General features: G+C 56.3%; 33 protein-coding genes and 2 pseudogenes. 18 read left to right on the top strand and 17 right to left on the bottom strand.

Annotated elements, in window-relative coordinates:
- Positions 1 to 411, top strand: a pseudogene (locus BG842_RS33245) (hypothetical protein); the annotation flags it as partial.
- Positions 412 to 480: 69 nt separating this feature from the next.
- Here the strand turns inward: BG842_RS33245 and BG842_RS33240 are convergent.
- Complete coding sequence (locus BG842_RS33240; protein WP_254663312.1) at positions 481 to 654, bottom strand: helix-turn-helix domain-containing protein; 174 nt, start codon at positions 652 to 654, stop codon at positions 481 to 483.
- 86 nt (positions 655 to 740) lie between these two features.
- Here BG842_RS33240 and BG842_RS19370 point away from each other — a divergent pair, with 86 nt between their 5' ends.
- Positions 741 to 1,421 (top strand): IS6 family transposase, encoded by a 681-nt coding sequence (locus BG842_RS19370; protein ID WP_069452054.1) that lies wholly within the window; start codon positions 741 to 743, stop codon positions 1,419 to 1,421.
- A gap of 10 nt (positions 1,422 to 1,431) precedes the next feature.
- On the opposite strand, the gene BG842_RS19365 is transcribed toward BG842_RS19370, so the two are convergent.
- The 6 genes from BG842_RS19365 to BG842_RS19340 form a co-directional block, all read right to left on the bottom strand.
- Complete coding sequence (locus BG842_RS19365; protein WP_254663311.1) at positions 1,432 to 2,604, bottom strand: hypothetical protein; 1,173 nt, start codon at positions 2,602 to 2,604, stop codon at positions 1,432 to 1,434.
- A gap of 389 nt (positions 2,605 to 2,993) precedes the next feature.
- Positions 2,994 to 3,230 carry a hypothetical protein gene (locus tag BG842_RS19360; protein WP_069452053.1) on the bottom strand — a complete coding sequence of 79 codons (237 nt, stop codon included), beginning with the start codon at positions 3,228 to 3,230 and terminating at the stop codon, positions 2,994 to 2,996.
- A 135-nt stretch (positions 3,231 to 3,365) separates the two neighbouring features.
- On the bottom strand, positions 3,366 to 4,076 hold the full coding sequence (locus BG842_RS19355; RefSeq protein ID WP_069452052.1) for a phosphoglycerol geranylgeranyltransferase: 711 nt from the start codon (positions 4,074 to 4,076) through the stop codon (positions 3,366 to 3,368).
- Positions 4,077 to 4,133: 57 nt separating this feature from the next.
- Complete coding sequence (locus BG842_RS19350) at positions 4,134 to 4,583, bottom strand: PIN domain-containing protein (RefSeq protein ID WP_069452051.1); 450 nt, start codon at positions 4,581 to 4,583, stop codon at positions 4,134 to 4,136.
- Positions 4,580 to 4,909, bottom strand: a complete 330-nt coding sequence (locus BG842_RS19345) for an AbrB/MazE/SpoVT family DNA-binding domain-containing protein (RefSeq protein WP_069451581.1) — start codon at positions 4,907 to 4,909, stop codon at positions 4,580 to 4,582. Before BG842_RS19345 ends, BG842_RS19350 begins: the two co-directional genes overlap by 4 nt.
- A 212-nt stretch (positions 4,910 to 5,121) precedes the next feature.
- Positions 5,122 to 5,454: a hypothetical protein gene (locus tag BG842_RS19340; protein WP_069452059.1), complete on the bottom strand. Its 333-nt coding sequence runs from the start codon at positions 5,452 to 5,454 to the stop codon at positions 5,122 to 5,124.
- A gap of 689 nt (positions 5,455 to 6,143) precedes the next feature.
- Between BG842_RS19340 and BG842_RS19335 the strand changes: the two genes are divergently transcribed.
- Both BG842_RS19335 and BG842_RS30140 read left to right on the top strand, forming a co-directional pair.
- Complete coding sequence (locus tag BG842_RS19335) at positions 6,144 to 6,434, top strand: transcriptional regulator (protein ID WP_217493350.1); 291 nt, start codon at positions 6,144 to 6,146, stop codon at positions 6,432 to 6,434.
- 300 nt (positions 6,435 to 6,734) lie between these two features.
- On the top strand, positions 6,735 to 6,893 hold the full coding sequence (locus tag BG842_RS30140; RefSeq protein ID WP_175424215.1) for a hypothetical protein: 159 nt from the start codon (positions 6,735 to 6,737) through the stop codon (positions 6,891 to 6,893).
- Positions 6,894 to 6,924: 31 nt separating this feature from the next.
- Here the strand turns inward: BG842_RS30140 and BG842_RS19330 are convergent, their stop codons facing one another.
- The 4 genes from BG842_RS19330 to BG842_RS19315 form a co-directional block, all read right to left on the bottom strand.
- Complete coding sequence (locus BG842_RS19330) at positions 6,925 to 7,314, bottom strand: hypothetical protein (protein WP_069452050.1); 390 nt, start codon at positions 7,312 to 7,314, stop codon at positions 6,925 to 6,927.
- 209 nt (positions 7,315 to 7,523) lie between these two features.
- A complete protein-coding gene (locus BG842_RS19325; protein ID WP_069452049.1) occupies positions 7,524 to 8,186 on the bottom strand; it encodes a helix-turn-helix domain-containing protein in 663 nt (220 codons plus the stop codon).
- 128 nt (positions 8,187 to 8,314) lie between these two features.
- On the bottom strand, positions 8,315 to 8,692 hold the full coding sequence (locus BG842_RS19320; protein WP_069452048.1) for a hypothetical protein: 378 nt from the start codon (positions 8,690 to 8,692) through the stop codon (positions 8,315 to 8,317).
- 169 nt (positions 8,693 to 8,861) lie between these two features.
- The gene (locus tag BG842_RS19315; RefSeq protein WP_069452047.1) at positions 8,862 to 9,353 is read right to left on the bottom strand and encodes an Lrp/AsnC family transcriptional regulator; all 492 of its coding nucleotides are present in this window, start codon (positions 9,351 to 9,353) and stop codon (positions 8,862 to 8,864) included.
- Between the two features lie 166 nt (positions 9,354 to 9,519).
- Between BG842_RS19315 and BG842_RS19310 the strand changes: the two genes are divergently transcribed.
- Together BG842_RS19310 and BG842_RS19305 are read left to right on the top strand one after the other, a co-directional pair.
- Positions 9,520 to 9,831 carry a helix-turn-helix transcriptional regulator gene (locus BG842_RS19310; RefSeq protein WP_069450550.1) on the top strand — a complete coding sequence of 104 codons (312 nt, stop codon included), beginning with the start codon at positions 9,520 to 9,522 and terminating at the stop codon, positions 9,829 to 9,831.
- A 478-nt stretch (positions 9,832 to 10,309) separates the two neighbouring features.
- Positions 10,310 to 11,149: a TrmB family transcriptional regulator gene (locus BG842_RS19305; protein WP_175424214.1), complete on the top strand. Its 840-nt coding sequence runs from the start codon at positions 10,310 to 10,312 to the stop codon at positions 11,147 to 11,149.
- 96 nt (positions 11,150 to 11,245) lie between these two features.
- Here the strand turns inward: BG842_RS19305 and BG842_RS19300 are convergent, their stop codons facing one another.
- A complete protein-coding gene (locus BG842_RS19300) occupies positions 11,246 to 11,548 on the bottom strand; it encodes a HalOD1 output domain-containing protein (RefSeq protein WP_069452056.1) in 303 nt (100 codons plus the stop codon).
- 816 nt (positions 11,549 to 12,364) lie between these two features.
- Between BG842_RS19300 and BG842_RS19290 the strand changes: the two genes are divergently transcribed.
- On the top strand, positions 12,365 to 12,727 hold the full coding sequence (locus BG842_RS19290) for a hypothetical protein (protein WP_069452045.1): 363 nt from the start codon (positions 12,365 to 12,367) through the stop codon (positions 12,725 to 12,727).
- Between the two features lie 85 nt (positions 12,728 to 12,812).
- Here BG842_RS19290 and BG842_RS19285 read toward each other — a convergent pair.
- Positions 12,813 to 13,259, bottom strand: a pseudogene (locus BG842_RS19285) (2-oxoacid:acceptor oxidoreductase family protein); the annotation flags it as partial.
- Positions 13,260 to 13,350: 91 nt separating this feature from the next.
- Here BG842_RS19285 and BG842_RS19280 point away from each other — a divergent pair.
- The 3 genes from BG842_RS19280 to BG842_RS19270 are packed head-to-tail and all read left to right on the top strand — an operon-like array spanning position 13,351 to position 15,330.
- Positions 13,351 to 13,989 carry an FAD-dependent oxidoreductase gene (locus tag BG842_RS19280; RefSeq protein WP_069449186.1) on the top strand — a complete coding sequence of 213 codons (639 nt, stop codon included), beginning with the start codon at positions 13,351 to 13,353 and terminating at the stop codon, positions 13,987 to 13,989.
- Between the two features lie 52 nt (positions 13,990 to 14,041).
- On the top strand, positions 14,042 to 14,887 hold the full coding sequence (locus BG842_RS19275) for an oxidoreductase (RefSeq protein ID WP_069452043.1): 846 nt from the start codon (positions 14,042 to 14,044) through the stop codon (positions 14,885 to 14,887).
- 50 nt (positions 14,888 to 14,937) lie between these two features.
- Positions 14,938 to 15,330 (top strand): DUF5611 family protein, encoded by a 393-nt coding sequence (locus tag BG842_RS19270; RefSeq protein WP_007979617.1) that lies wholly within the window; start codon positions 14,938 to 14,940, stop codon positions 15,328 to 15,330.
- Here BG842_RS19270 and sepF read toward each other — a convergent pair.
- Positions 15,327 to 15,686, bottom strand: a complete 360-nt coding sequence (sepF, locus tag BG842_RS19265; RefSeq protein ID WP_007979619.1) for a cell division protein SepF — start codon at positions 15,684 to 15,686, stop codon at positions 15,327 to 15,329. The two genes, BG842_RS19270 and sepF, sit on opposite strands and share 4 nt — an antisense overlap.
- A 220-nt stretch (positions 15,687 to 15,906) precedes the next feature.
- On the opposite strand from sepF, the gene BG842_RS19260 reads away from it, so the two are divergent.
- The 5 genes from BG842_RS19260 to BG842_RS19240 all read left to right on the top strand — a co-directional run bounded on the left by BG842_RS19260 (position 15,907) and on the right by BG842_RS19240 (position 19,522).
- A complete protein-coding gene (locus BG842_RS19260; protein WP_069452042.1) occupies positions 15,907 to 16,605 on the top strand; it encodes a DUF1028 domain-containing protein in 699 nt (232 codons plus the stop codon).
- Between the two features lie 115 nt (positions 16,606 to 16,720).
- Positions 16,721 to 17,200: an RNA-binding protein gene (locus tag BG842_RS19255; protein WP_007979629.1), complete on the top strand. Its 480-nt coding sequence runs from the start codon at positions 16,721 to 16,723 to the stop codon at positions 17,198 to 17,200.
- 47 nt (positions 17,201 to 17,247) lie between these two features.
- The gene (locus BG842_RS19250; RefSeq protein ID WP_069452041.1) at positions 17,248 to 17,550 is read left to right on the top strand and encodes a hypothetical protein; all 303 of its coding nucleotides are present in this window, start codon (positions 17,248 to 17,250) and stop codon (positions 17,548 to 17,550) included.
- Between the two features lie 42 nt (positions 17,551 to 17,592).
- Entirely contained in the window at positions 17,593 to 18,885 is a 1,293-nt protein-coding gene (locus BG842_RS19245) for a ribonuclease R family protein (protein ID WP_069452040.1), read from the top strand.
- A gap of 28 nt (positions 18,886 to 18,913) precedes the next feature.
- Positions 18,914 to 19,522, top strand: a complete 609-nt coding sequence (locus BG842_RS19240; RefSeq protein ID WP_069452039.1) for a uracil-DNA glycosylase family protein — start codon at positions 18,914 to 18,916, stop codon at positions 19,520 to 19,522.
- A 9-nt stretch (positions 19,523 to 19,531) separates the two neighbouring features.
- Here the strand turns inward: BG842_RS19240 and BG842_RS19235 are convergent, their stop codons facing one another.
- The 3 genes from BG842_RS19235 to BG842_RS30675 all read right to left on the bottom strand — a co-directional run bounded on the left by BG842_RS19235 (position 19,532) and on the right by BG842_RS30675 (position 20,990).
- Positions 19,532 to 19,837: a HalOD1 output domain-containing protein gene (locus BG842_RS19235; RefSeq protein WP_069452038.1), complete on the bottom strand. Its 306-nt coding sequence runs from the start codon at positions 19,835 to 19,837 to the stop codon at positions 19,532 to 19,534.
- A 108-nt stretch (positions 19,838 to 19,945) separates the two neighbouring features.
- On the bottom strand, positions 19,946 to 20,422 hold the full coding sequence (locus BG842_RS19230) for an Lrp/AsnC family transcriptional regulator (RefSeq protein ID WP_069452037.1): 477 nt from the start codon (positions 20,420 to 20,422) through the stop codon (positions 19,946 to 19,948).
- A 433-nt stretch (positions 20,423 to 20,855) separates the two neighbouring features.
- A complete protein-coding gene (locus tag BG842_RS30675) occupies positions 20,856 to 20,990 on the bottom strand; it encodes a formate dehydrogenase accessory protein FdhE (protein ID WP_254663310.1) in 135 nt (44 codons plus the stop codon).
- Positions 20,991 to 21,259: 269 nt separating this feature from the next.
- On the opposite strand from BG842_RS30675, the gene BG842_RS19225 reads away from it, so the two are divergent.
- The 3 genes from BG842_RS19225 to BG842_RS19215 all read left to right on the top strand — a co-directional run bounded on the left by BG842_RS19225 (position 21,260) and on the right by BG842_RS19215 (position 22,129).
- Positions 21,260 to 21,526, top strand: a complete 267-nt coding sequence (locus tag BG842_RS19225; protein WP_069452055.1) for a MarR family transcriptional regulator — start codon at positions 21,260 to 21,262, stop codon at positions 21,524 to 21,526.
- 99 nt (positions 21,527 to 21,625) lie between these two features.
- Positions 21,626 to 21,883, top strand: coding sequence for a hypothetical protein (locus BG842_RS19220; RefSeq protein WP_069452036.1), 258 nt, complete (start codon positions 21,626 to 21,628; stop codon positions 21,881 to 21,883).
- Complete coding sequence (locus BG842_RS19215; RefSeq protein WP_069452035.1) at positions 21,884 to 22,129, top strand: type II toxin-antitoxin system HicA family toxin; 246 nt, start codon at positions 21,884 to 21,886, stop codon at positions 22,127 to 22,129.
- Positions 22,130 to 22,221 lie beyond the last annotated feature (92 nt).

Raw genomic sequence — 22,221 nt, 5'->3', positions numbered from 1 at the left:
CCCGACGACGCGGACATCAAGACTGTCTCGATTAAGCAGGAACCCACTGGGAAGTGGTACGCTATCCTTCGTGAGCGTACTTCAAGATACCCACGTCGATGCCAAGCACTTCTCGGGGTTCTCCGGTTTCTCGGGAGCTTCATCAGGTGTCTCGACACCGAGGATAGCGTACCACTTCCCAGTGGGTTCCTGCTTAATCGAGACAGTCTTGATGTCCGCGTCGTCGGGCAGATCACGGTGAAAGGTGATTGGAATGTCACCGAGTTTCGAGAGCCACAGTCGGGTCTGACCACTCGTGTTCTTGAGCTTGAAGCCAGATTGACTGTAGGTGAAACTGCGATATTCGTCGGGTGCCTTCCAGTGGAGCGTCCCAACACGGTAGCCGTTGTCTCTGCGACCACGGAGCGTTGAGAGGTTATCGTACAACCGCTGAACGACCTTTTGAAGCACTTTCGAGTGAACGTCTTTTAGGTCGGACCATCACTTCTTGAGACTCGGCAGAAGTTTCTGCTCGGAGTATGCCGACGTACCGTTGTTTCGGTTCAAACGGTGGAGAAAGTGGTTGTAGACCTGTCTACAGGTATCGACCGTCCACGCTAACCGCTCTTCAATGTCGGCGGGTGGGTTCAGTCGATATCTGTAGTTGTAGTTCAATTACGAGTGCTCTTCGATCTGCTCGTCCAGTTGGCACTGTCTAGTTAAGCCAGTTTGAGAAGCGAGCAGTTCGTTGATTTAGTGCTTTGCTCAACCAAGAACTGCTCAGCGAGACGTTAGAGACCGCGAATCTTGAATGTTGGGAGCGTGAGCGGACGGCGACGCCCGTTAGGGCGTTCGCCGTCCGTCTCCACGCGACCGGTTGTTCACTCAGAGAAACAAAAGCAATTCTTGCGCTCTTAGGCGTAAAACGGTCGCACCAAGCGATCTTTCAATGGATTCATCGGATATCTTACATCTTCTCCGACCCGCCGTCGGCAGCGCCGACGCGGGTCGCAGTGGACGAAACCGCTGTCAAAATTAACGGCGAGTGGTCTTGGGTGTACGCTGCAATAGACACCGAAACAAAGCAGCTGCTTGGTATCGAAGTGTTTGATCGGCATGGCACTGATTCGGCAGCTGCGTTTCTGTCTGGATTGGCCGAGAAACACGATCTCTCGGACGCCGTGTTTCTCGTTGATGGCTATGGATATCGGACTGCCCTCTTTCGAATCGGGTTGAGCGGTCGGCTCGACTACACGGAGCGAAACCTGATCGAAAAGTGGTTTCACACACTCAAACAGCGCATCGACCGCTTCTATACATCGTGGGTGGGCAGTCGGCCCAGCGTCCAGCAGTGTCTTGAACAGTTTGTGCATTACTATAATCGTCAGAGACCGCATCAATCGCTCGACAACCGAACACCTGTCGAGGAGGAGCTAAACTAGACAGTGCCGATCAAACTGGCTTCCCATCAACAGTGATATTCTCCATCACGTCACCCGACCCCCGAAAGAGCACATTCTCCGTCGCCTGCCAACCAGGTGTCTGAACCTGCAGATTCCGAACCGTAACATTGCTTGCTGCATTATCGACAACGAGTGCTTTCGTCGGCGACTCGTGGATTGTTATTGAGACGTTCTCGATCAGCGCTTTCTGAACCGCATGTTGGACGGTGAGACTCCATCCAGTCGGCTTCTTCTGGATGATCTGTGTATTCTTGACCGTACAGGAACCATCATCTAGCCGGATTGGACGTTGTTCGTAGTAGAACTTGTTTCCGAACGACTGGTCGATGATGACCTTGCACCCGATGATCTTCGAGTCCGTCCCACCAATTCGGATGTTCGATGCCTGCGAATTGCCTGCAATGCAGTTTATCACTTCGACGGTGCCGTCTCCTGTACCTGGATGGCCGCCGATCACGTAGATTCCGTTATCAGGCCACCCGCCACAGATAACCCGTTCTAAGCGGAGCTTCCCCTGCGTGCGTGGATGCATCGTAATCCCCGACGTCGCCCACGACCGACCGGCATACGGCCCGCCGTCGTAGGTATCTCGCGTGTTGATCGTCTTTTGGTAAGTGAGACCGCCATATCGGATGTCGATATTCCGGGCCCGAATGAACGCATTCTCAGTCGCTGGGTTCAGTCGAAATGGTCCCTGACAGCCGAGCGAGTGCATGCCGACTTGCCGGATATTCTGAATCACCGATTTCCCAGCTGTGTGATGGTTCAAAATCTGCATCCCTTCGTTCTTCCCGCGCCAATCGGCTGTGAACCCACCGAACACAAAGCGTCCCTTGTGTGGTGTATCAGGCACCCCGATTTTGAAATGCTGAGCAGGGCCGTGATACTCGCCTTCAGTGACACCGAATCCCTCGATTGCGTCCACACGTCCGTGCGTGAGGACCGCGTTCTGCCCGATAATCCCGAGATTACGGAGCCCAACATGTCGATGGCTCGTATTCAGTTTATACCGACCGGGTGGGAAGTAGACGAGCGTGTCGTTATCGATCACACGGTCGAGGACATCATCGATCGCGTGCTTCCCCGTGTTGTCTGCACCTTTCTTCGCGATGTTCACTCGGTGCTTGAACTGGTCAGCATACTTTGTCGGATCGAGTCCCAATGGTGTACCACTTGTTGAATTCGTGCTATTGGTGCTGTTCGATCCATTATCTACCGCACCAATTCCACTGCCGTACACACATCCGGACAGTGACGCAAGACCGAGACTAGCGGTTGTTGCGAGAAATGCCCGTCGACTGTGCGATTCATGGCCATTTTTGTCAGCGGTTGGTGGTGGTGTCATAGGGGAATCACTCGCGTTTCGGTGCAGGCGTTGTTTCTAGAATACGTTATTACACAAATCAAAATAAGTTTTACGTACGTTACTAAGTGAATTGGAGTAGGTTTTTAGAATTCAGATGTCGGCGTTAGCATTATATACTAACAAGGAGGCGAAAGAAAGAGTGAGAGGCACAAAGACCTCAAAGCGCAGTCAGACTGGCCGAATAGCTAACGAGTAGTACCGGGAACGAGATTCCACACTTTCTCTGTCGCGACGTACTCACCGTCCTGCTCTTCGATGTATCCTTCAGCAAGGGCCTCGGCTATCGAATCATCAATATCGCCGTCAAAGCGACCATGCTGGGATGCAATCACACCGATGTGGTCGCGATCGATTGTCGCACGGTTCTGCCTGCCCGTGTTATGCTCGATTATCCGAGCGACGATTGCGGCATTCTCGCTCATATAGAGTGGTAGTGTCTGAACGTCGTTAAATCGGTGGGCGATACTGGTTAGTATGAGGTACTAACCCACGAGCGACTAGCTGGAGGCGCACACTCCCGATCGTCACAATCACTCCTTCAGTTATAGAGTACAGTATTATGAGTCGCGTTTCGCATCCCTTGTTCCACGAACAGTTTCCTCGACGGTCTCGATACCAGCTTCATGGAGCACATCGCCGACAACGACTGTATCTGCGACATTCGCCATTTCGTAGGCCGAGTCGTAGTCGTGAATCCCGCCCCCATAGAAGAGCTGCGCTGACGAGAGTGCATTCCGTGTGGCAGCGACAACTGCTGGATCACCGAGGGTGCCGGAATATTCGAGATAAACGATCTGCTGGCCAAGAACCTGTTCGGCGAGTTCAGCATAGGCAACGACGTCGTCGACATCGAGGTCACAGTCCGCCTGCGTGTACGTCGCAACTGATGACGCTGGATTGAGGACAATATAGGCTTCCGGATGGACGTAGTCCCACTCAAGATCTGAAGAGCGGACCCATTCGTGGTGCGCTCCTGTAATCCACAGTGGGTCATCGGCATTCAGAACAATCGGCAGCAGGTACCCAGAGAGTGCCTCGGTATGAGACTGCGTTGGGCGATAGGTCGGCTCGACAAAAATGGGAATCTCGGTAGCAGAAAGCGCATCAAGAATCGGTTGAACACGGGCTTCGGTGACGTTCGTGGTGCCACCGATGATGATTGCGTCGGTCCCCGTGTCAGCAATGCTAGCGTAAGTACCCTCATCGTGGAGTGCTTTATCCGGGTCAACCTTCGTAATGTGGTCCCACTGTGCCCACGCAGCCGCCATACCTCAATGTAGTACGGAGATACGCAAACCGCTTTCCGTCTGTTCGTCTCCCACGTGTCACGCTGGCTCTGTCCGGATCCGTTCGACCGATACATCTACGACGAGCTCCGTGAAATCGTCGTCAGCACCGACCAGAAGCGTTGCATCTTCGGCAACCGCAAGCGCCACAGCATATGCATCGCCGAGCGCGATCCCCCCCGCTCCTTTCACTTCAGCTGCCAGTGGCCACGACTCGGAGGGAGCACACAGTGTGACACCGCCGTCCACCAAGTCGCGCACGGCCTGTCGGCCGGTCGCCAGTGTCTCTTCTGTTGGCGTTCCCGATGGGGAGCCAGTTTCAAAGCGGGCGATTTTGTACATCAGTTCGGTCGCCGTGATTTCACTGACCGCTACGGCCTCTTCACCCATGTAGACATCCGTCAGGAGGTCGCGGACAGTCTCCCCACCGGGTTCACCGTAGTAGTACGCAAGGAGAGGTTCCGTATCAAGAACGTAGCGATAGCTCATTCGTCGGTGGTCTCGTCTGTGTCGTCGGTAGCGACGTAGCGCTGGTAGTCACGCTGGTCAGCGGTGTCCTCTGCCTGGCGCTCAGCTGCCTGCTCCTCTCGATGGTGCGTAATGACCTCGCCACGCTCGTAGTCTTCCCCCAGTGACCCGAAGCGTTCACTTGGTTTCGGGACTGGCTCGACGACGAGTTCGCCGTCCTCTTCGCGGAAGCGCACACGGCCTGGGATTTCAATGCCGTACTTCTCCCGGAGCGACTTGGGGATCGTCGCCTGTCCTTTGCGGCTGATACGGACGACGTGGTCGCCATTTTCACTCTTACTACTCATAGTTCTTTACTGAGTAGATAGTATGACTTCCAGAATATTAAAACATACGGTGAGAAGGGATTGAGCCCCAAGAACCGTCCACTGCCTCATGTTACACTAAGCGGGTGTGGGCAAACCACACTACGGTTGCATCTTCGGCAGCGGAAACTGTACTCCACGTCTCCAATCCAGAAATTCCCGAGTAGCGAGATGGAGGTGGTGAGTTGTCTGTACTACCGATGTATTAGTCCTAGTATCCGGCGCCGAACATCATTCGCGGAGTCGTACGTCTGGTTCTCAGTAGAAGCGAGCACCTCCTCGAGGGATTCCGTCCCACCCTGCGTTTCAATCTCATAGTCGCCATAGGCCTCGACCAATTCATCCGTCGTGGTTGGATAGCCCTGGGTTTCGAGTGCTTCATCAAGCTCACCAAGCTGCGCACTAGGGTCGCCGCGCTTCTGTTGGTCTTCACCGGCACGGTTACGTACCTCCTCTACCTCTCGCTCTGGCTGGTGTCGCTTTTCGTCATTCGCCTTCTTCTCTCGGCCCTGGTTATCATCCACCATCACTATGGATAGGTGACCGATTCGCATAACGGTTGGGTCGCTCACCGAATTGACCACCGCAAGGACAACAACCGCCTCCACAGACGCACTTGAAATCGATGCATACACTCCCCGAACTCCGCCAGATCGAAACGGGGTCCCGGGAGAGTTCTACTGCCACTTATACACCAAATATTCAATCGAAGGTACTCACAGAGATACGGCGACTCATACTCCCATATTTTGCATTAAGCGAGTGTGGACACACCCGAGCCCGAGTGATTGTGAAGTGGGCTGGGTTCGTTCAGGAGACAAGCTTCTGTAGATCAGCATACGGACTGTCGCTGACAGCGACCGATGAGAGTCTCGCTAAAAGAACGATGACAGCGTCATCGTCTGTGTTGGCCCTTATCGACACAAGTCTCCTCTCGTGCTCACTACGGAAGGATGAATTAAGTCTCTCGTCCGGAGGTGTTGCCCCACAGACTTATCCGTCAGAGAGACCGAGTATATAAGTACGGAAACATACCTGCCCACTGTGCGTTTGTGCCCCACTGATGACGGGCCGCTTGAGCCGGATTCACCGGCCGTGCAGGGTTACTCCCTCGTTCTCTTCGCGTACTCGGCACGCGGAACGCATTCTAGTAGACATGTTCCGCAACGCCAGTCACACGACCATGAGAAACCCGACCACTTCCACGTCACTCGATATGAGCCTCGACATGCTGAGTTCTCCACACCGCCGCCGCATCCTGTTGGCAGTGTTAGACGACAATCCACGCGATGAAGATGAATTCACGTCAGACGCTACGGACGACGAGCTCACAGCACTAAAAACGCAGCTCCACCACGTCCATCTTCCGAAATTGGCCGACAAAGGCTATATCGAGTGGAACCCAGACACGGAGACGATCCGTCGAGGGCCGAACTTCGATGAGATTGCCCCACTGCTCACCTTGATGAGTAACCATGCAGACGAATTACCCGACGGTTGGCCCTAATCCACTGTTGCCTATTTAAACCGGTTGTGTCTCCAACCGTCCTTCAAAAATAGCGTTGCTCCCCCGTAGTCACGCAGCGTGAAACCACACGACCACCGTCACACTGACACCGATTCGGTCGAACTCACCAAAAAAGAACTCTTACGACTGCTTGCGCATCCCCGTCGTCGGTATCTTCTCCATCGTCTCAATCAGACTGAACACCCATTCGAACTGCAAAAACTCGCCCGAAAGACTGCTGCGTGGGAAGCCGACACGGCACCTGAGACAGTTTCTGCGGAGTTCATCGAACGTGTCCGCATGTCGCTCTATCACAAACACATTCCGAAGTTAGCGGCCGCTGGAATCCTCGTCTTTGACGAACGGTCAGAGATGGTTGCGCTCGATACATCGTCCTCCCACTTCGAAGTGGTCGCAGAAGCTATTGCAGATGGCGATCCTGATGATAACTACGAGTAAGTGAACGAAGCCAACCACTCACGACGATCGATTATTTCTCTTTCTCGCTGGAGATGTCCCGAACAACGTCAAGCATTTTTTCGACACGCGAATTAGCGTTGTACGAAATGCTGTGTGTCGCCTCGTTGTACACAAGCAGCCCATGATCCGCAAGCTTTGGAAGATGGACGTGGTGCAATCGAATCGCGAGTCGACGATGGAGGTCTTTATATGACCTATCACTGACTTCTGTCAGGTGGTCAAGCAACTGCTCACGGGAAATTGTCGTCTTCGTGTGTTCGGAGAGATAAAGAAGGATGTGGCGGCGGTGCGCGTTTGCAAGTAAATCCCAGAGTGTATCGAGAGAAATCCGGTTGGTTCCCTGGTCGTCTCCGTCTCGTCGAATGGTACTACTGCTCTTCGATAGTTCATCTGAAGTCATCTGTAGGGAGTACTCCGTCTCTGTCTGGTGGTCATATTACTGACCAAGCGACAGTTTCGTATTATAGTGCAACCATATTTTTACTCGGGGGTTGCTGTGCGAACCCCTTTATAAGTGGCTACAAGTTGGATGCGATTCCCGTCTGCGTAGAGACGAGAAATTGCACCCATTAGCTCGAATTTATGCCACCAAAGAGTGTTTAGGGCAGACTAATCAGTCGCGTCGGTGTCCATCGAATTGAGAAATTGCTTGAGCATCTTCAGTTCCGCACCACGAATCCGTTTCGAAAATGCTTGCGACGAAATATCTAGCTCATCGGCCATCTCTTGGAGGGTGATTTCGCTCGGTGTTGCAAAGTAGCCCCGCTCGTATGCCATCACCAGTGCTTCTCGCTGTTCGGGAGTGAGGCCGAGCGTATAGCCGCCACTGTCTTTCTCTGTCAAGGAGAAGACGCGATCCAAATGGAGATTGATATCAGCGGCCGTGAGATGGTTGTAAAATTCGGCTAATCGGTCGTAGCTCTGAAATCGCACCCGGAACACCCAGTTTTCACGTCCATAGGCTTCGAGAACGACTGCTTCGGTTTGTGAAAGCCCCTCCAAGAGTGAATCCACTTCCTCGGTCCACACTGCCCGGTACAGTCGACTCCCACCAATGCGATCGAGTTCAACGAGCTCATCGATATGGAGATCTTCACGAACTTGAGTCTCGAATCGAGGAAAGTCGTCGCTTTCGACCCAAAAGAACGGCATGACAGCGTCTGACGTTGGAACAATACGCTCCAGTTCAATTGTCGTCTCTGGGATTTTCGTCGTTGACGCACCGAACATGAACTCGTTGGAATCGATAGTGAACTCGGCGATAATACTCATAGACTTTCTACGGCACCCAGCAGTGTAGACCTGTCTGTGATGCCGAGCGTAGAAGAAAGCGTGAAAATAAGAGCAGTTCTAAGGGTGGTGACATGGGGGAGGACAATAGCACTAGTAGCCGAACCGCATTATTCCTGTAGTGAGGATTTCTGTTCCCCAGTCGAAACCGTCACTAGCATTTCCTCGAGCAATGCGTCGACCTGCGGCGAGGCGCTGTAGGTGGCTTGCTGAGCGGATTGGTCATACTCGATAACTCCTGCATCAGCGAGTTTTGGGAGGTGAATATGATGCACCGCAATCTCTGTGTTCGTGGGCTCATCCGGCGAGACGTGCTCGTCACGCTGTGTAAGCGCCGTCACTAACGCAGAGATCGGCATGGGAGCCTCTGTGTTGCGAAGATACTGGAGAAGGGCTCGGCGCTGGTGATCGGCAAGGAGCTTGTATAGCAGGGTTATCTGTCCGCGTGTGGTGCCACGATCGCCAATCGGGTGTCTATCCTCGTGCATATGTGACCCTCGATTGGGCACACACATAATCATTTTTTATAATTATATTGTTAAATTGGGGAATGCACAAGGAGAGCCCCAATATATGGTTCTGTCACAGGGTCATTGTGCGATAGTAGCACGATACACCTCTAGAATTGTGAAATGCGCAACGGAAAGAATTGCAAAATTAGCTCTCACGCTGCTCATCGGCGGTGGCTTCACTGAAGTGGAAATGGTCGAACGGCTGAACATGCCGCTCGCGCAGGATCTCGGAACTCTCGACCGTGACCCCCGACTCGTGCAATGTGTCCGTGACACGCGTGATATCTTTCGTACTCGTGCCAACGACTTCCACGTAGATATTCCGTCTACCGATGAGCATTTCACGGACATCCACCACGCCTTGTATCTCGAGCAGTTGCTGGACATAATCGGCGCGCTCGGTTGCTGGCACAGTACAGACGAAGAGGACACGAAGCGGGAGATTTGCGGCCTCGTAGTCGATCTCGGGATGGTAGCCCTTGATGACCCCATCGTCTTCGAGGGCTTCGATCCGGTTCCGGACGGTACTCGCTGACGTGCCTACCGTTTCGGCAATCTCTTGAGTCGTGGTGTTGCGTGCATCGCGCTGGAGATGATAGAGAATGCCACGATCCACGTTGTCAAGTGGTCGGCCCATAGGTGAGAATTAGTGGAGTGAGCATAAATAATGTGTGAGAAAGTGAGTGAACTTCCTCTCATTGAATCAGTTACTGATGGTTCACTCAGTTCCTCAAACGTAGGCCAACCCGTAATATCGGGGCAGTTTAACCGTGTGTGGTGTGATACCTATACGGTTGACAACGATGCTTGATACGCAGCTCTCAATACTCTCGAATCACCACAGACGGCGGGTTCTCTTCGCGTTGATCGACAATGCGCCGCAAACCATACCCACCGGTTCCACCGCCACGGTGGAGACCGATGGTGGAGACCAACCCCAGACAATTGCGATGCAGCACATCCATCTCCCGAAGTTAGCAGATCACGGGTTCATCGACTGGGATCGAGAATCACAGCGCGTGACGAAGGGACCGCAATTTGATGAGATCGAGCCGCTGCTCACCGTTTTGAGTGAGAACCAAGATATGTTTCCGACTGATGGTGTTCCCGACTAATCGATCGTAATCGAAAACTGCCACAGGTGTGGCAGTTCAGGTACGGAGTGACGATTGGTTGGGACCCGTCAGAACTCCGTACCACTTCGTCCTTTGCGCTCGTCCTCTATAACCCTACTGTGATTATGTGGGTTACTGATTATATATCTGAATAGTGAGGGTAGGAATTTGCATCTTAAATTATTGGTTCCATCGAAACCACGTTCGTCGGTGCTGTGAAATAAGCAATTATAAAGTAATAAATTGCTTATTTAGCACCACTTTCCTACGTTTATCTGATTGAATACCGTGATAGCTGGTGAATTAGCAACTTGACTGTTCGGGGATGGGTGACATTGATACGTACTGACGTGCATATTCTACTGTATGATGGACAGTGCTGTTGGGAGCGTGCGATGGTTTCAACAACAACTGTCTTGTGAACGACGCCAAAACGGTATGAACGACCCCGGTGTTCCCGGGCGAATGGTTGGGACCCATGAACCAAATATCTAATCAAGAGCAAGCGATCGATTTGTTGCAACAACTCGGATTGAAAGAGTACGAAGCACGCTGTTTCGTGGCCTTAGCACGCCTCCCGAAAGGGACGGCCAAGGAGATCAGCGAAACCTCCGAGGTTCCGCGAACACGCGTCTATGATGCGATCCGCGTGTTGGAAACCAAAGGATTAGTTGAAATCCAACACTCGAATCCTCAGCAATTTCGCGCCGTGCCAATCGAAGAGGCCGCCGAGACGTTGCGCCAGGAGTATGAATCGCGGACGGACACGCTTGTCGAGGCGCTTGCTGCAATCGAGCCCGCAGAATCGAACGGTGGTGATGAGGAAATCACCCACGAAGTGTGGGCGCTCTCGGGAACGGCTGCGATTACGAATCGCACCCAGCAACTCATTGATGCCGCTGGACGAGAAATCATGCTCATCGTCGGGCGGGACGAGGTTGTCACCGACGAGTTACTCGAACAGCTCCAAGAGGCACTCGACACGGGTCTTGATGTGCTAATTGGCACGCAGACCGATGACCTTCGCGAGCGGGTTACAGAGGCACTGCCCGATGCAGAAGTGTTCGTCTCCGGGTTGGAATGGTTGCACAGTTCGCCCCTTGAGACCGACGACGACACGACAATCAGTCGGTTGATGCTGATTGACAAGAACACGATTCTGGTGAGTTCGGGCCACGAGACGAACACTGGTGAGATTGAAACTGAGAAGGCCGTATTTGGACGGGGCTTCGATAATGGTATTGTCGTGATTGCCCGACGATTGATGGCGACTGGCTTACAGCCGGCTGATGATCCTGAAATACCTGACGAGGACTGATGGGTAGTGCGTTATCGGGAGGCTGTTTTTACAGGCGCAAACTCTCCGCGTGATCGGTGGTTTTGAAAGCGTGTGGTTTCGATTCGAGATGTGTTCTTAGATGGGAGCAACATGAACAGTGCCAGTGCTTTGGACCGTGACAGAGTAGCCAGCGTACGTGAACGAGATTGACGTGGTCGTATCGGTGTTTGTTGTCGTTGGTGGTGCAAGAATCGCGTCAAGGGCATCAGGGTCGATGGAATCGTAGAGCGGACCGAGTTCCTGGTGGTCACAGTTCGCTGCCTGGGCAGTTGTTTCGACGACAGCGGCGCTTGGTTCTGTTGACGACCAGTCGTACTGAAGTTGAATCCCTTCGGGTGGGTCGCCGTCATCAGAGTTCGGCGAATCCTCATTACTCATGAATGGCATGTACTACGAAGACAGTTGGCAAAAGTGTTGTGTGAGTAATTGAGAGACAATGCGATAGAGCTGTTGAGAAAGCAAAATTTGGGCAATTATCTGTACCTTACAGACTGAGTTTAAGGTTGGTATACTGTACTAACTTTTGCACCACTATCGAATCAAGGATCTCACTCGCCGCGGTCCCCGCACAGCAGCTACCACTCATTCGTTTTTGTTGCTCCAATTTGTCGTGCCTAAGAAGGAGCGCCTTGTAAGTAGACCTTATGTCTCTGTCCTTAGGATCATCCAATATATCCACCAGTCAGCAATAGAATTCTCGACGGACAAGAGTCGATTTATGCGTAGGGAAGATGTCAGACATTCTGTGGCTGATGGTTATCCACTTGCACTGCCGCTTATACTGCCCACAGGAAGTCAATCACCAAAATCGGCTAAATTCAAGAAGTTGACCTCGCCGCCGTCGCACGTTCTATTCTAGTTATGGAACCAATCACGCACCTTGAAACACGGCGAAATCCCAGAACACAGACTACTTTTCCTACGACCTCGATTATTATCTGAGATACGACCGCAGATTCTATGTCACTGATCGTGCGATGACAGGGCTCCGTGAAGAATGGTTGCCCATCCTCAAATCATCCATGCAATTCGCCGGTCGAATCCCTGATCCGAGTTATTCGGCCGTCTTGAATCCCTCACGCGGTGATCGGTTTCAGCCAACGAGCTACGAGTACCTACAGATAGTGACCATCTACTAGATCACAGCTTCAGAACACCCGTACATTGATTACGTCGGCACACCAAGTACAGCGTATGCCCGTACGCATCGAGGAGTTCGAAGCCGGAGATCTCCCAAGTGGCCCAAGCGTGCCTCAACAGGTACTTGGCTATCTCTATACAAACCGGGACAAAGCGTTCACCCGGTCGGAAATCGCGACCAGTCTCGACGAGGACCCGAACACAGTTGGGACAGCCCTCTCGCGGTTGAAACAGCGTGAACTCGTCCGACACAGAGGAGAGTACTGGGCGATAACGAACGATCTTGATCGAGTTGCAGACGCGTATGCTCTCCACACGATCACGGAACGGCTCAATCAAGACGAAGGAGCGATCGAACCTGACGAGTGGGACGCAGTCGCTCCGGACGAACCGCATCCGAGCGAGCGAGACGAATAAATGCAACCGGAACGTGGCGATGTGGTTCGAAGTTCGGACCCGTTCAAACTGGGCGAAGATAGCCAACGACCGTGGCTCATCGTCCGAGGTTCTCGATGGGGAAGTTCGCCACTTCACACGCCGCACCGAGCGCGACGGTGTTCTGCATGATGGTTCCACCCGCGTCCTTCGCCAGACTGCGGAGCGGAACGGCCAATCCGATCATCTCCTCGGGGATGTCGACGTCCTCCATCTCCGTCCGTTCCCCGTCGTAGATGATCACGCTGTCCTCGTGAAGTTCGTCGAGGTTCTCGTCGATGGTCCGCTGGGTCAGTGCCACGAGGATGTCCAGTCGGTCGACGACGCTCTCGACTCGGTCGGTAGACGACCGGATCTTGTACGCGGTGTAGCCCCCTCGAATACGGGACGCGAAATCCTTCGACGTGAAGACATGTCGGCCCGCTCGGGAGAGTGCCTGCGCAAAGATTTTCCCGGTCGAATCGATTCCATCGCCGGCTTCGCCGCCGATGGCCCAGTTCAGGTCTTGCATCACTGCTACGTTACCCGGTGGCAAATCAAAAGCCTTCTGAAGCAGAGTCGGCGAAGTGGGAAGGAATTTGGTTCTTACGGCCAAACGTCCCACCATGGATGGAACCGAAGTCGAAGTGAAATCGGTGAGAAATGTCGGAGCAGGGATGATTGCGCTGGAGATCGAGTCACCGCCGGGATTCAACGCCCGTCCCGGACAGTTCCTCCAGGTCGCTGGAATCGTAGACGGTGAGGAAATCACGCGCCACTACACGCTCTCATCGCCGACCGCGACGGAGACGTTCGAAATTACGGTGGGAATCGACCCGGACGGGGACCTCAGCCCGTGGCTCGCGGAGCGCGAGGCCGGAGACACGGTGTCCATCGCGGGTCCCTTCGGTCGGTCGTACTACGAGGGCGAAGCCCGCGTCATCGTCCTCGCGGGTGGGCCGGGCATCGGTCCGGCCGTCGGAATCGGGGAGCGCGCGTTGGCGGACGGAAACGACGCGACAATCGTGTATCGGGACGACGAACCCGCCCACGAGGACCGACTTCGAGAGTTGGAGGCCGACGGTGCGACGGTCGTCTTGACGGAGGAGGCGGTGAGCGAGAGCGAGGAAGTACGGACCGTCCTCTCGCGCGCAGACGGACGGTCGTTCGTGTACGGGTTCGCCGACTTCCTCTCGGACGCTCTCGACGTTCTGGCAGCGACCGGACACGACCCGGACGAGGCGAAAACGGAAAACTTCGGCTAACGTTAGAAAAAACAATACCCTTTTATCACACCGTGAAAATAACCCACACTCAATGGGTCTCAGATGTTCGCTGTTGGGGCATGACTACGGTGAGTCCGAAATAGAGCGCGAGCGCGAAGAGCAGGGTAACGAAGTCGTCGTGACGGTCCGGGAGTTCGAGGAGTGTCAACGCTGTGGAAACGAGAAGGTGGTCAGCGAGAACAAGGAGGTGACGGCGATAGAGGAACCGGAACCCACGCCGGAACCCATCGAGAGCAAGGCGGCGGACCGACAGGCCGAACCACCGTCCGAGACGGAAATCATCGACTCCTCACCCACCACGGAGCCGGGTCCTGAATCGAACCCGGAGCCCGTGAGCTTCAACGACGACGACTTCGAGCCGCCGGAGAGCGCGGAGGAAGACGATGGCGTCATCCTCGAAGACGAGGACGACGAGGAAGCCGACGAGGGCGAACGCGGCCACGGCGAGTGGCCCGAGGCGGAAGATACGAACGTGGGCGACGCGGAGCGGGAACCGATGGAGTGGCCCGACACAGGGATGGAAGACGAAGGGTTCGATGCACAGGTCAGCGACGGAAGCGACGCCGAGGTGAGCTTCGGCGGGAGTTTGACACCCGAGAGCGCGCCGAAGATGGACAACGAGACGGAGTTCGTGGAGGCCGAACCGCGCGAGGAGACGGGATTCGTGCGAACCACGCGCCCCGACCCGCAGACGGACACCGGTTTCACGCGGGCGCGGGAAGCGCCGAAACCGGACCAAGCCTCGGAGTCGAGCGTCGACGCGGAACTCGTCTGCCCCGAATGCGGCCAGTTCGGTGGGGCAGCGTCGGGGTCCTCGCTTCGAGCGGGGGACATCTGTCCCGAGTGTCGAAAGGGATACCTAAGCGAGCAAAAGTAAGCGCGACGCGAAAAGAGTAAACATCCACCCCTCCAATCTGGGGCCAACTCATGAAAGAATACAAAATGCGACGCGGTGAGCATCTCGAAGACCGAATGCCCGACCTGAAAGCGAGCATCGAGGACTACTTCGGTCCCGTAACGGGGACGGAGGAGTTCAACGGGCACGAACTCTACGTGGTCGAGGAACCCGACAATCCGGTGTTCGAGCGGATCGTCGCCGGTGCGGCATCGTACAGCGGCAAGAAAGACAAACTCGCCGTTCACTTCGAAGAGCGACCGGCCGAGGACGTCATCGCGGAAGGAAACGCTGACGCTGCTGCCGACGCGGTAAGCAAGAAAAACGAATTCCTCCTCGAAGCGACCGGCCGCGACGCGAAAGCACGACGCGATTCGCTGAAACGAACCGTCGAGGACGATGCGGATGCGCCGGATAACGTCTAATCCCGACCGAGTTTTGTTCGGCTGATACTGACGCTAGTGGGCGTCACGATGAGTTGGTCGTCGCCTTTCTGAACGATATCGCCGTTGACTTCGCGGGCGACCTGTTGTAGTTCGTCCGTGATTCGTTCGACGGTGGTATCCTGCGTTCGAAGTCGTGTAATGTCAGCGATAACGATGTCGCCGTCGTACACGGCGTCCTTGATGGCGATGACGTCCTGTTGGCCCTGAATTTCGGCGATATGGACGCTGGTTTGCGATTCGTCGGGTGCAGCATCGAAGTCGTCCAAATCGAGCTCGACATAATCCCCGGCACTCCCGGATGGAGTCTCGCCGAGAATTTTATCCATGAATCCCATAGAACTACGGGGCCATCGAACGAGTATAGTTCTTACGTCAGACGAAGCGCGGGGGACCGTGGAGGCCAACGAGGGAGACACCGTTTTCGCGCCGGGATTCTTCCGGATACCGACGGATGGCGGCGGAATCATTCCCACGGCGAAGGGCGAGACGACGAACTGACCCGAACGCTTCGCCGGAAAACCGACTTTTTTGCTCGCACGCTGTGTTACCCGGTTCATGACGTTCAGCATCTGCGTCAGGGAGCGGTACACCGACGAGGAGGGGGACGACCAAACGCGGTTCGGCGTCGCGGTCACGACGCGCTTGCCGGGGGTCGGAACGCTGTGCCCGTTCGCCAGCGAGAACGGGGCGATAGCCACCCAAAGCCTCGTCAACGTCGAACTCGGGCGGAAGGGAATCGAGTACGTGGACGACGGACTCGCCATCGAGGACGCCCTCGACGCGCTCCTCAACGCGGACGACGGGGCCGAGAACCGCCAACTGCACGGCGTCGACACCGACGGAACGTTCACCTTCTCCGGCGACGAGTGTAACGGCTGGTACGGCCACGAGAGCGGCGAGAACTACACCGTCGCCGGAAACCTGCTGACCGGCGAGTCGGTCGTGACCGAAACCGCCCGCGAGTACCGGGAGAACGAGGACGAAGACCGACCGCTGGCCGAGCGACTCATCGACGCGCTGGCGGCGGGTTACGCGGAGGGCGGAGACAAGCGCGAGGAACTACACGTCCAAAGTGCGGCGCTGCTCGTCGAGACGACGGAGGGGGACGAGACGGAACCGTACTACAACGACTTGCGCGTGGACGCGACCGAGACGCCGATTCTGGATTTGCGGGAGGCCTACGAACTTGCTGGAGACGGCTTCGCCGCGGCCGTCGAACGCTACGAAGCGGCGCGGGACGAAGCCGACTCGTAATTCGACTTCGAACCGGCGGTCGGTTCGGCGTCGGTTCGGCTGTCGAATCGTCGGTATCCGCCCCGTGTCGGTTCAAACGGGTGGGTTTATGCACGAGACGAACGCACGTCGGATTATGGAAGTCAAGTCTCGCCATCATCTCCGAAGCGACGAGGTTCGAGAGATAGAAACCTCGCTCGAAGACGCGCTCGGCGTCGAACTGGACGCCGACACCTACGAACTGGTGGAGTTGGAGGATTCGAAGTTCGACATCGTGCTCGTCAACGGGGACCCGATGGTCGTCTACATCGACGACGAACCGTTTCTCACCGTGCAGGGCGCGAACGCCTACCCACCGACGAAGCGGGTCGTCACCGTCGACGCGGGTGCCGTCTCGTTCGTCAGCGACGGCGCGGACGTGATGCGCCCCGGAATCGTGGAAGCGAGCGACGACATCGAAGCGGGCGACCTTGTCGCCATCGCGGAGGAAACCCACGGGAAGGTCCTTGCCGTCGGGCGCGCGAAAACGACCGGCGACGAGATGGTCGGCGACTCCGGGAAGGTCGTCGAATCGGTTCACTTCGTCGGCGACGACCTCTACGAGTTCGTGGTCTGATTCGCGGCGGCAAAAAGGGGAAGTGGGGGGGCGTCGAAGGAGCTAGTATGTGGGGTTCCCGGCGGAACCGGGAGAAAAAGTCAGTCATCTGCATCGCGTGTGGCGACGCCGTTCGCCGCTCCGCGGCCCGCGAATACGATAAGGAAGGGAACCGCTGGGAGCGAAACGGAAAGACGTTCGAGCACCTCTGTAAGGCGTGTCACCGTGAGCTATGCCATCAACCGCGCGACGAACTGGAGGCACTGTTGGTTGACATCGACGCCGGACATGTCGATCAGATTGAGTTTTTGACCCGGTACGAAAGGGCGGTTCAAGACCGTTATGGCCCATTGGAGGAACGTGAAGGGTAGCCAGTCGATACGCCTAACTTCCCAACACCCTTACCAGCGGCCATGACGAGCGACGCACAGGCCGAGGCGGGAACCGCCGAAGGCCAAGGGCCGGTCGAAATCTCCGAAGACCTCGCCGAGCGACTCGACAGCAAGCGCGAAAAACTGTTCGAGAAGTTCGAAATCAGGGACGGATTTCCACAGGCCGTGATGACCGAGGCCGAAAAGCGAACCGAGAACATCCAGCAGGAGATTCAGGACGAGGCCGAAGAGCGGACCGACCTGCGCGATATGACGACGTGGACGACGGACCCCATCGACGCGCAGGACTTCGACGACGCCATCTCCGTCGAGGAGCGCGAGGACGAGTACGTCCTCTGGGTCCACATCGCCGACGTGACCCACTACGTCCACCCGGAATCGAACATGTGGGAAGAGGCGGTCAAACGCGGGAACACGGTGTATCTCCCCGGCTACACGATTCACATGCTCCCGCCGATGCTGGCGGAGACGGTCTGTTCGCTCGTGCCGAACGAGGACCGCCTCGCGCACACCGTCGAGATGCACCTCGACAAGGAGAACCTCTCCTACGAGACCATCGACATCTACAAATCGGTCATCCAAAGCGACGAGCGACTCACCTACTCGCAAGCCGAGGAGCGAATCGACGACGAGGACGCGCCGCTCCACGAGGAGTGTAAGCTCTCGTTCGAACTCGCAGACCGGATGCACGAGCAGCGAAAGGAGGACGGCAGCCTCGTCCTGAACCCGCGGCGCGACCGCGCGCACACCATCATCGAGGAGTCGATGCTGAAAGCGAACAAGGCGGTCACGCACGAACTGATGTGGGGCCGCGGCGTCGAGGCGATGTACCGCGTCCACCCCCAGCCGACGCCTGACGAGTGGGGGAAGGCGCTACAGGAAATTCAGGACCTGAACGGCGTCTCGATTCCGGGTAGCACGTGGGATGACCCGCGGAAGGCCGTCAACGCCACGCTGGAGGATGCACCGGGCAGACAGCTCGACAAAATCCAGTGGGCCGTGATGAAGGTGATGCCCCGCGCTCGCTACATGAGCGACCCGTTCGGCGGCCACCACGCGCTCAACTTCGAGATCTACGGTCACTTCACCAGCCCGATTCGGCGGCTGTCGGACCTCATCAACCACTGGATCGTCTACACGAACGACGTGCCCGAGGACCTCGTGGCGCTCTGTGACCGCGCCAGCGACAAGCAGGCCGACGCGGAGGCCTGCGAACGCGAGTACAAACAGTTCCTCGAAGAGGTCGGACTCGACCCCAACGCGGTCAACAACCGCGGCATCGAAATCGTCGAAGAGGACGAAGACGACGACTGAACGCGGTCGAACGGGCGATTTTCCAGCCATGTTTCCAGACTCGCGCACCGTCCTCGAACCCGACTGCTCGCGGTGTCCCGAACTCGTCGAGTGCCGGAACCGCATCTCGTGGGGGACCGGGCCGCGTTCGGCCGACGTGATGGTCGTCGGCGAGGCTCCCGGCGCGGGGGCACCGGACGCGGAGCGGTGGCGGGGCGGCAACTGGACGGGCATGGCCTACACCACGCGCCACTCGGGGCGAAAAATCCGGTCGCTGTTTTTCGACCTCGGGTACGACGCGTACTTCACGAACGCCGTGAAGTGCTTTCCAGAGGACGAGGACGGGTCGAATCGAGAGCCACGGGAGGAAGAACTCGACAACTGTTTCGACCACCTCAGAACGGAGCTAGCGACGGTGGACCCGACCGTCGTCGTTTCGACGGGGAAACACGCCACGAAAATTCTGCTCGATTTCGAATCGATACCGATGGAGGGGTTTCTCGACCGGGTGCTGTCGCCGGTGGAGTGCGAACGCCTCGACGTGATACTGTTGCCGCTCCTCCACCCATCCTACGAAAACGTCTGGCGAGGGAGGCTCGGGTACGACCGAGCGGAGTACGTGGCTGCTATCGAGTCAGCGCTCGCGGCACTCGTCTGACTCGTCTTCTCACTCGTCTGCGGGTGCGGTTCCGGACGCGTCGCCCGGGGGGGTCACGTCGTCGGTGATGTGCACCCATCCGTCGCTCTCGTACGTGATTTCGTAGTCGAGATAGCGGAACACCGCTTTGCCCCCGTCCCTGGCTGCGCCGTCCACCCGCGGTCGGAACAGCGAATCCAGCGCGTCGGGGTCGATAACGTCGTACAGGCGCGGTCCGATATCGTCCGGGGAGGCATCTTCGTAATCCGCAATCGCATTGACGACGGCGGTACTGGGACGCTCACCGTCCTGCACACGGTAGGGAGTATGTTCCATTCCAGTACCCCCCCTAAGATTCGTCAATGAATAAGTATGTCGGAAAAATCTGTGCGAATTCGATTCTGAAGATAGTATTTTCCGAATTTCGAAATAACCACGCGCGAGTCACTCCGAGACGGTATCGCTCCCGAAGTGGTCGAACGGCTGTACGTGTTCGTTCTTCACCAGCACTTCCTCGACGACTTCCAATCCGAGTTCGTCGAGTTTCCGCGCGACGTCGGCTACGTCGTCGCGGGTCGTCGCAACCGCTTCGACGTGGAGGTTTTCGACACCGGCCATGATCTCCTTGACGGTGACCACGCCCGGCGCGTCGAGCGCGCGTTCGGCGAGGGCCTCGCGGTCGGGTATCGGCGCGGTGCAGATGAAGAGGACGCGGAGCGGGAATCCCGCGTCGTGGTAGTCGATCTGGGGATAGTAACCGTCGATGACTCCCTTCTCCCGAAGTTCTCGGAGTCGATTGCCGACGGTGCTGGCGGAGACGCCCACGGCGTCGCCGATTTCGGTCGTCGTCACGTTGCGTGCGTCCTGCTGGAGCAGGTGAAGGATGCCGCGGTCAACCTCGTCGAGTGTGTCTTGGCTCATTGTTTTGGTAGCGACCTCCGTACTCGGTTTCCGTCCTGAAAAAGTCGGCAGGTGTTCGAGATGACAAACTTTCGTGGGAGGCATGGCCGAAACACGGCGAGAGGCCAGCTCGCCACCAGCGCCTCCGGCACCGTCGAACGCTTGCCTGAGAGTACACCCGGGCTTCGGGCGTATTTCACACGAATACCGCTATCACCATTATTATATCCCGGCTAAGCGGGGTGCGACGGGCGCGAACTCGGTGAAACGGTTAGGAGAACGGAATCGGGCGATGCGGTCGAATCACCATCGTAAACCGGTCGTGCCGCCGGAATCTGCCGTGAAACGGTGGTCCGCCCGGAGGAAATTGACGGGCGAAAAACAACTCCCCGACACGTCAGTGAACGGGAAACGTGCGAATCATTCGAAAATCTCGTGGGAGGCTGGGATTTTCTCACCGGTCGAAGAAATCCCGCGCGGTTTCCAACCCGACCGAACAGCCACAGGGCCGACACTCGTGGGTGTCCGGCCCGCGCGTCACGACCAGCAGAACGGGCGCGCCACAGACGGGACAGTCGGGGACCGACACGGATTCCGAATTCTCGTCCGACGAATTCTCGGAGCACATAGTTTCTCACAGGCGTGTACGGAAGCCACACGGACTCGATTCCTGACGCTTCGACTCTCCAAATGGGGTTGATTTGGCGATGAGGTGGTCCGTCATTGACTTCCGTACCAGCATATTGTTGGACAGGTATAATAAATATTCACATCGATTGTTGAGATATAGATCAACAATTGTTGTTTGAATTCAGACATATCGATGAGGATATGAGCGAGGAATTGCTGGCTATCAGCATGCGCCAACCCGGAGATTGGATGCAACTTCCGACGGACGAGCGGATTTTGGAGGTTCTCGAATCTGCCGGGCTGATTCTGTCTCCGGCCGTCGTTGCGAAGAACATCGACCGAAGCAGACACGAGGTGAGCCGACGGCTGTCCGTCTTGGTCGAGTACGGTTTTGTCGAGCGAGTCGAGAGAGGTTACTACGTGATTGCTGAACCGGGTGAGCAGTATCTCGCTGGAGAACTCGACGCGAGTGAGTTAGAGAACGAAGAGGGGTAGATGCGATACATCCGCGAGCGATGTAGGTGACTCCAGTGGACAACTGGGTTTTCTCGTTCTCCCGAACGCTTATTCCTCGTTCCCACTTATTTCGACGTAATGGCTACGACGACGCGCCGGGATGACGGCGAGGGCGTGGAGTTCATCCACGAGGACGACGGGAGCATTACTGCCCGCGATATCGAAACCGGGCTCGCGCGCGGTGGTGAATCCAAGGCCGAAGCGCTATCCCAACTCGCCGAAGTGCTTGCATTGGAAGCAGGAGAAGGCAGTCCCGTCACCGACGAGGACTTGGAGGAGTTAGGTCTCGACCGCGACGATTTCGACGATAAGGACCTTCCCGAGTTCATGCAGTAGATGGTCCGGACGACATTCTCCGGCCGGGAGGTCGTGAAGGTTCTCACGAGCTTCGGCTACGTTCCGGTGCATCGTCGCGGGAGTCACATCCGGCTCCGCTACGAGAACGAGGACACGGGTGAGGTTCGCCTCGTAGACGTACCGCAACACGACGAAATCAAAATCGGGACGATTCGGTCCATCGCAGACCAGTGCGGGGCCGAGGACTTCGAGGCGTGGTGTCATTGGGTCGATAGCCACAGCTAGCTCACCGACGTTGGATCGACTATCAAGCGCCGACTGCCGCTTTTGGAGGACGCCGGTTTAATCGAGGAAGTCCGTCAAACCGGGTCGTGCTA

It is taken from the genome of Haladaptatus sp. W1 (genome assembly GCF_001723155.1).
Classification (GTDB): Archaea; Halobacteriota; Halobacteria; order Halobacteriales; family Haladaptataceae; genus Haladaptatus; species Haladaptatus paucihalophilus.
This window is presented reverse-complemented; position numbering and strand designations above follow the sequence as displayed.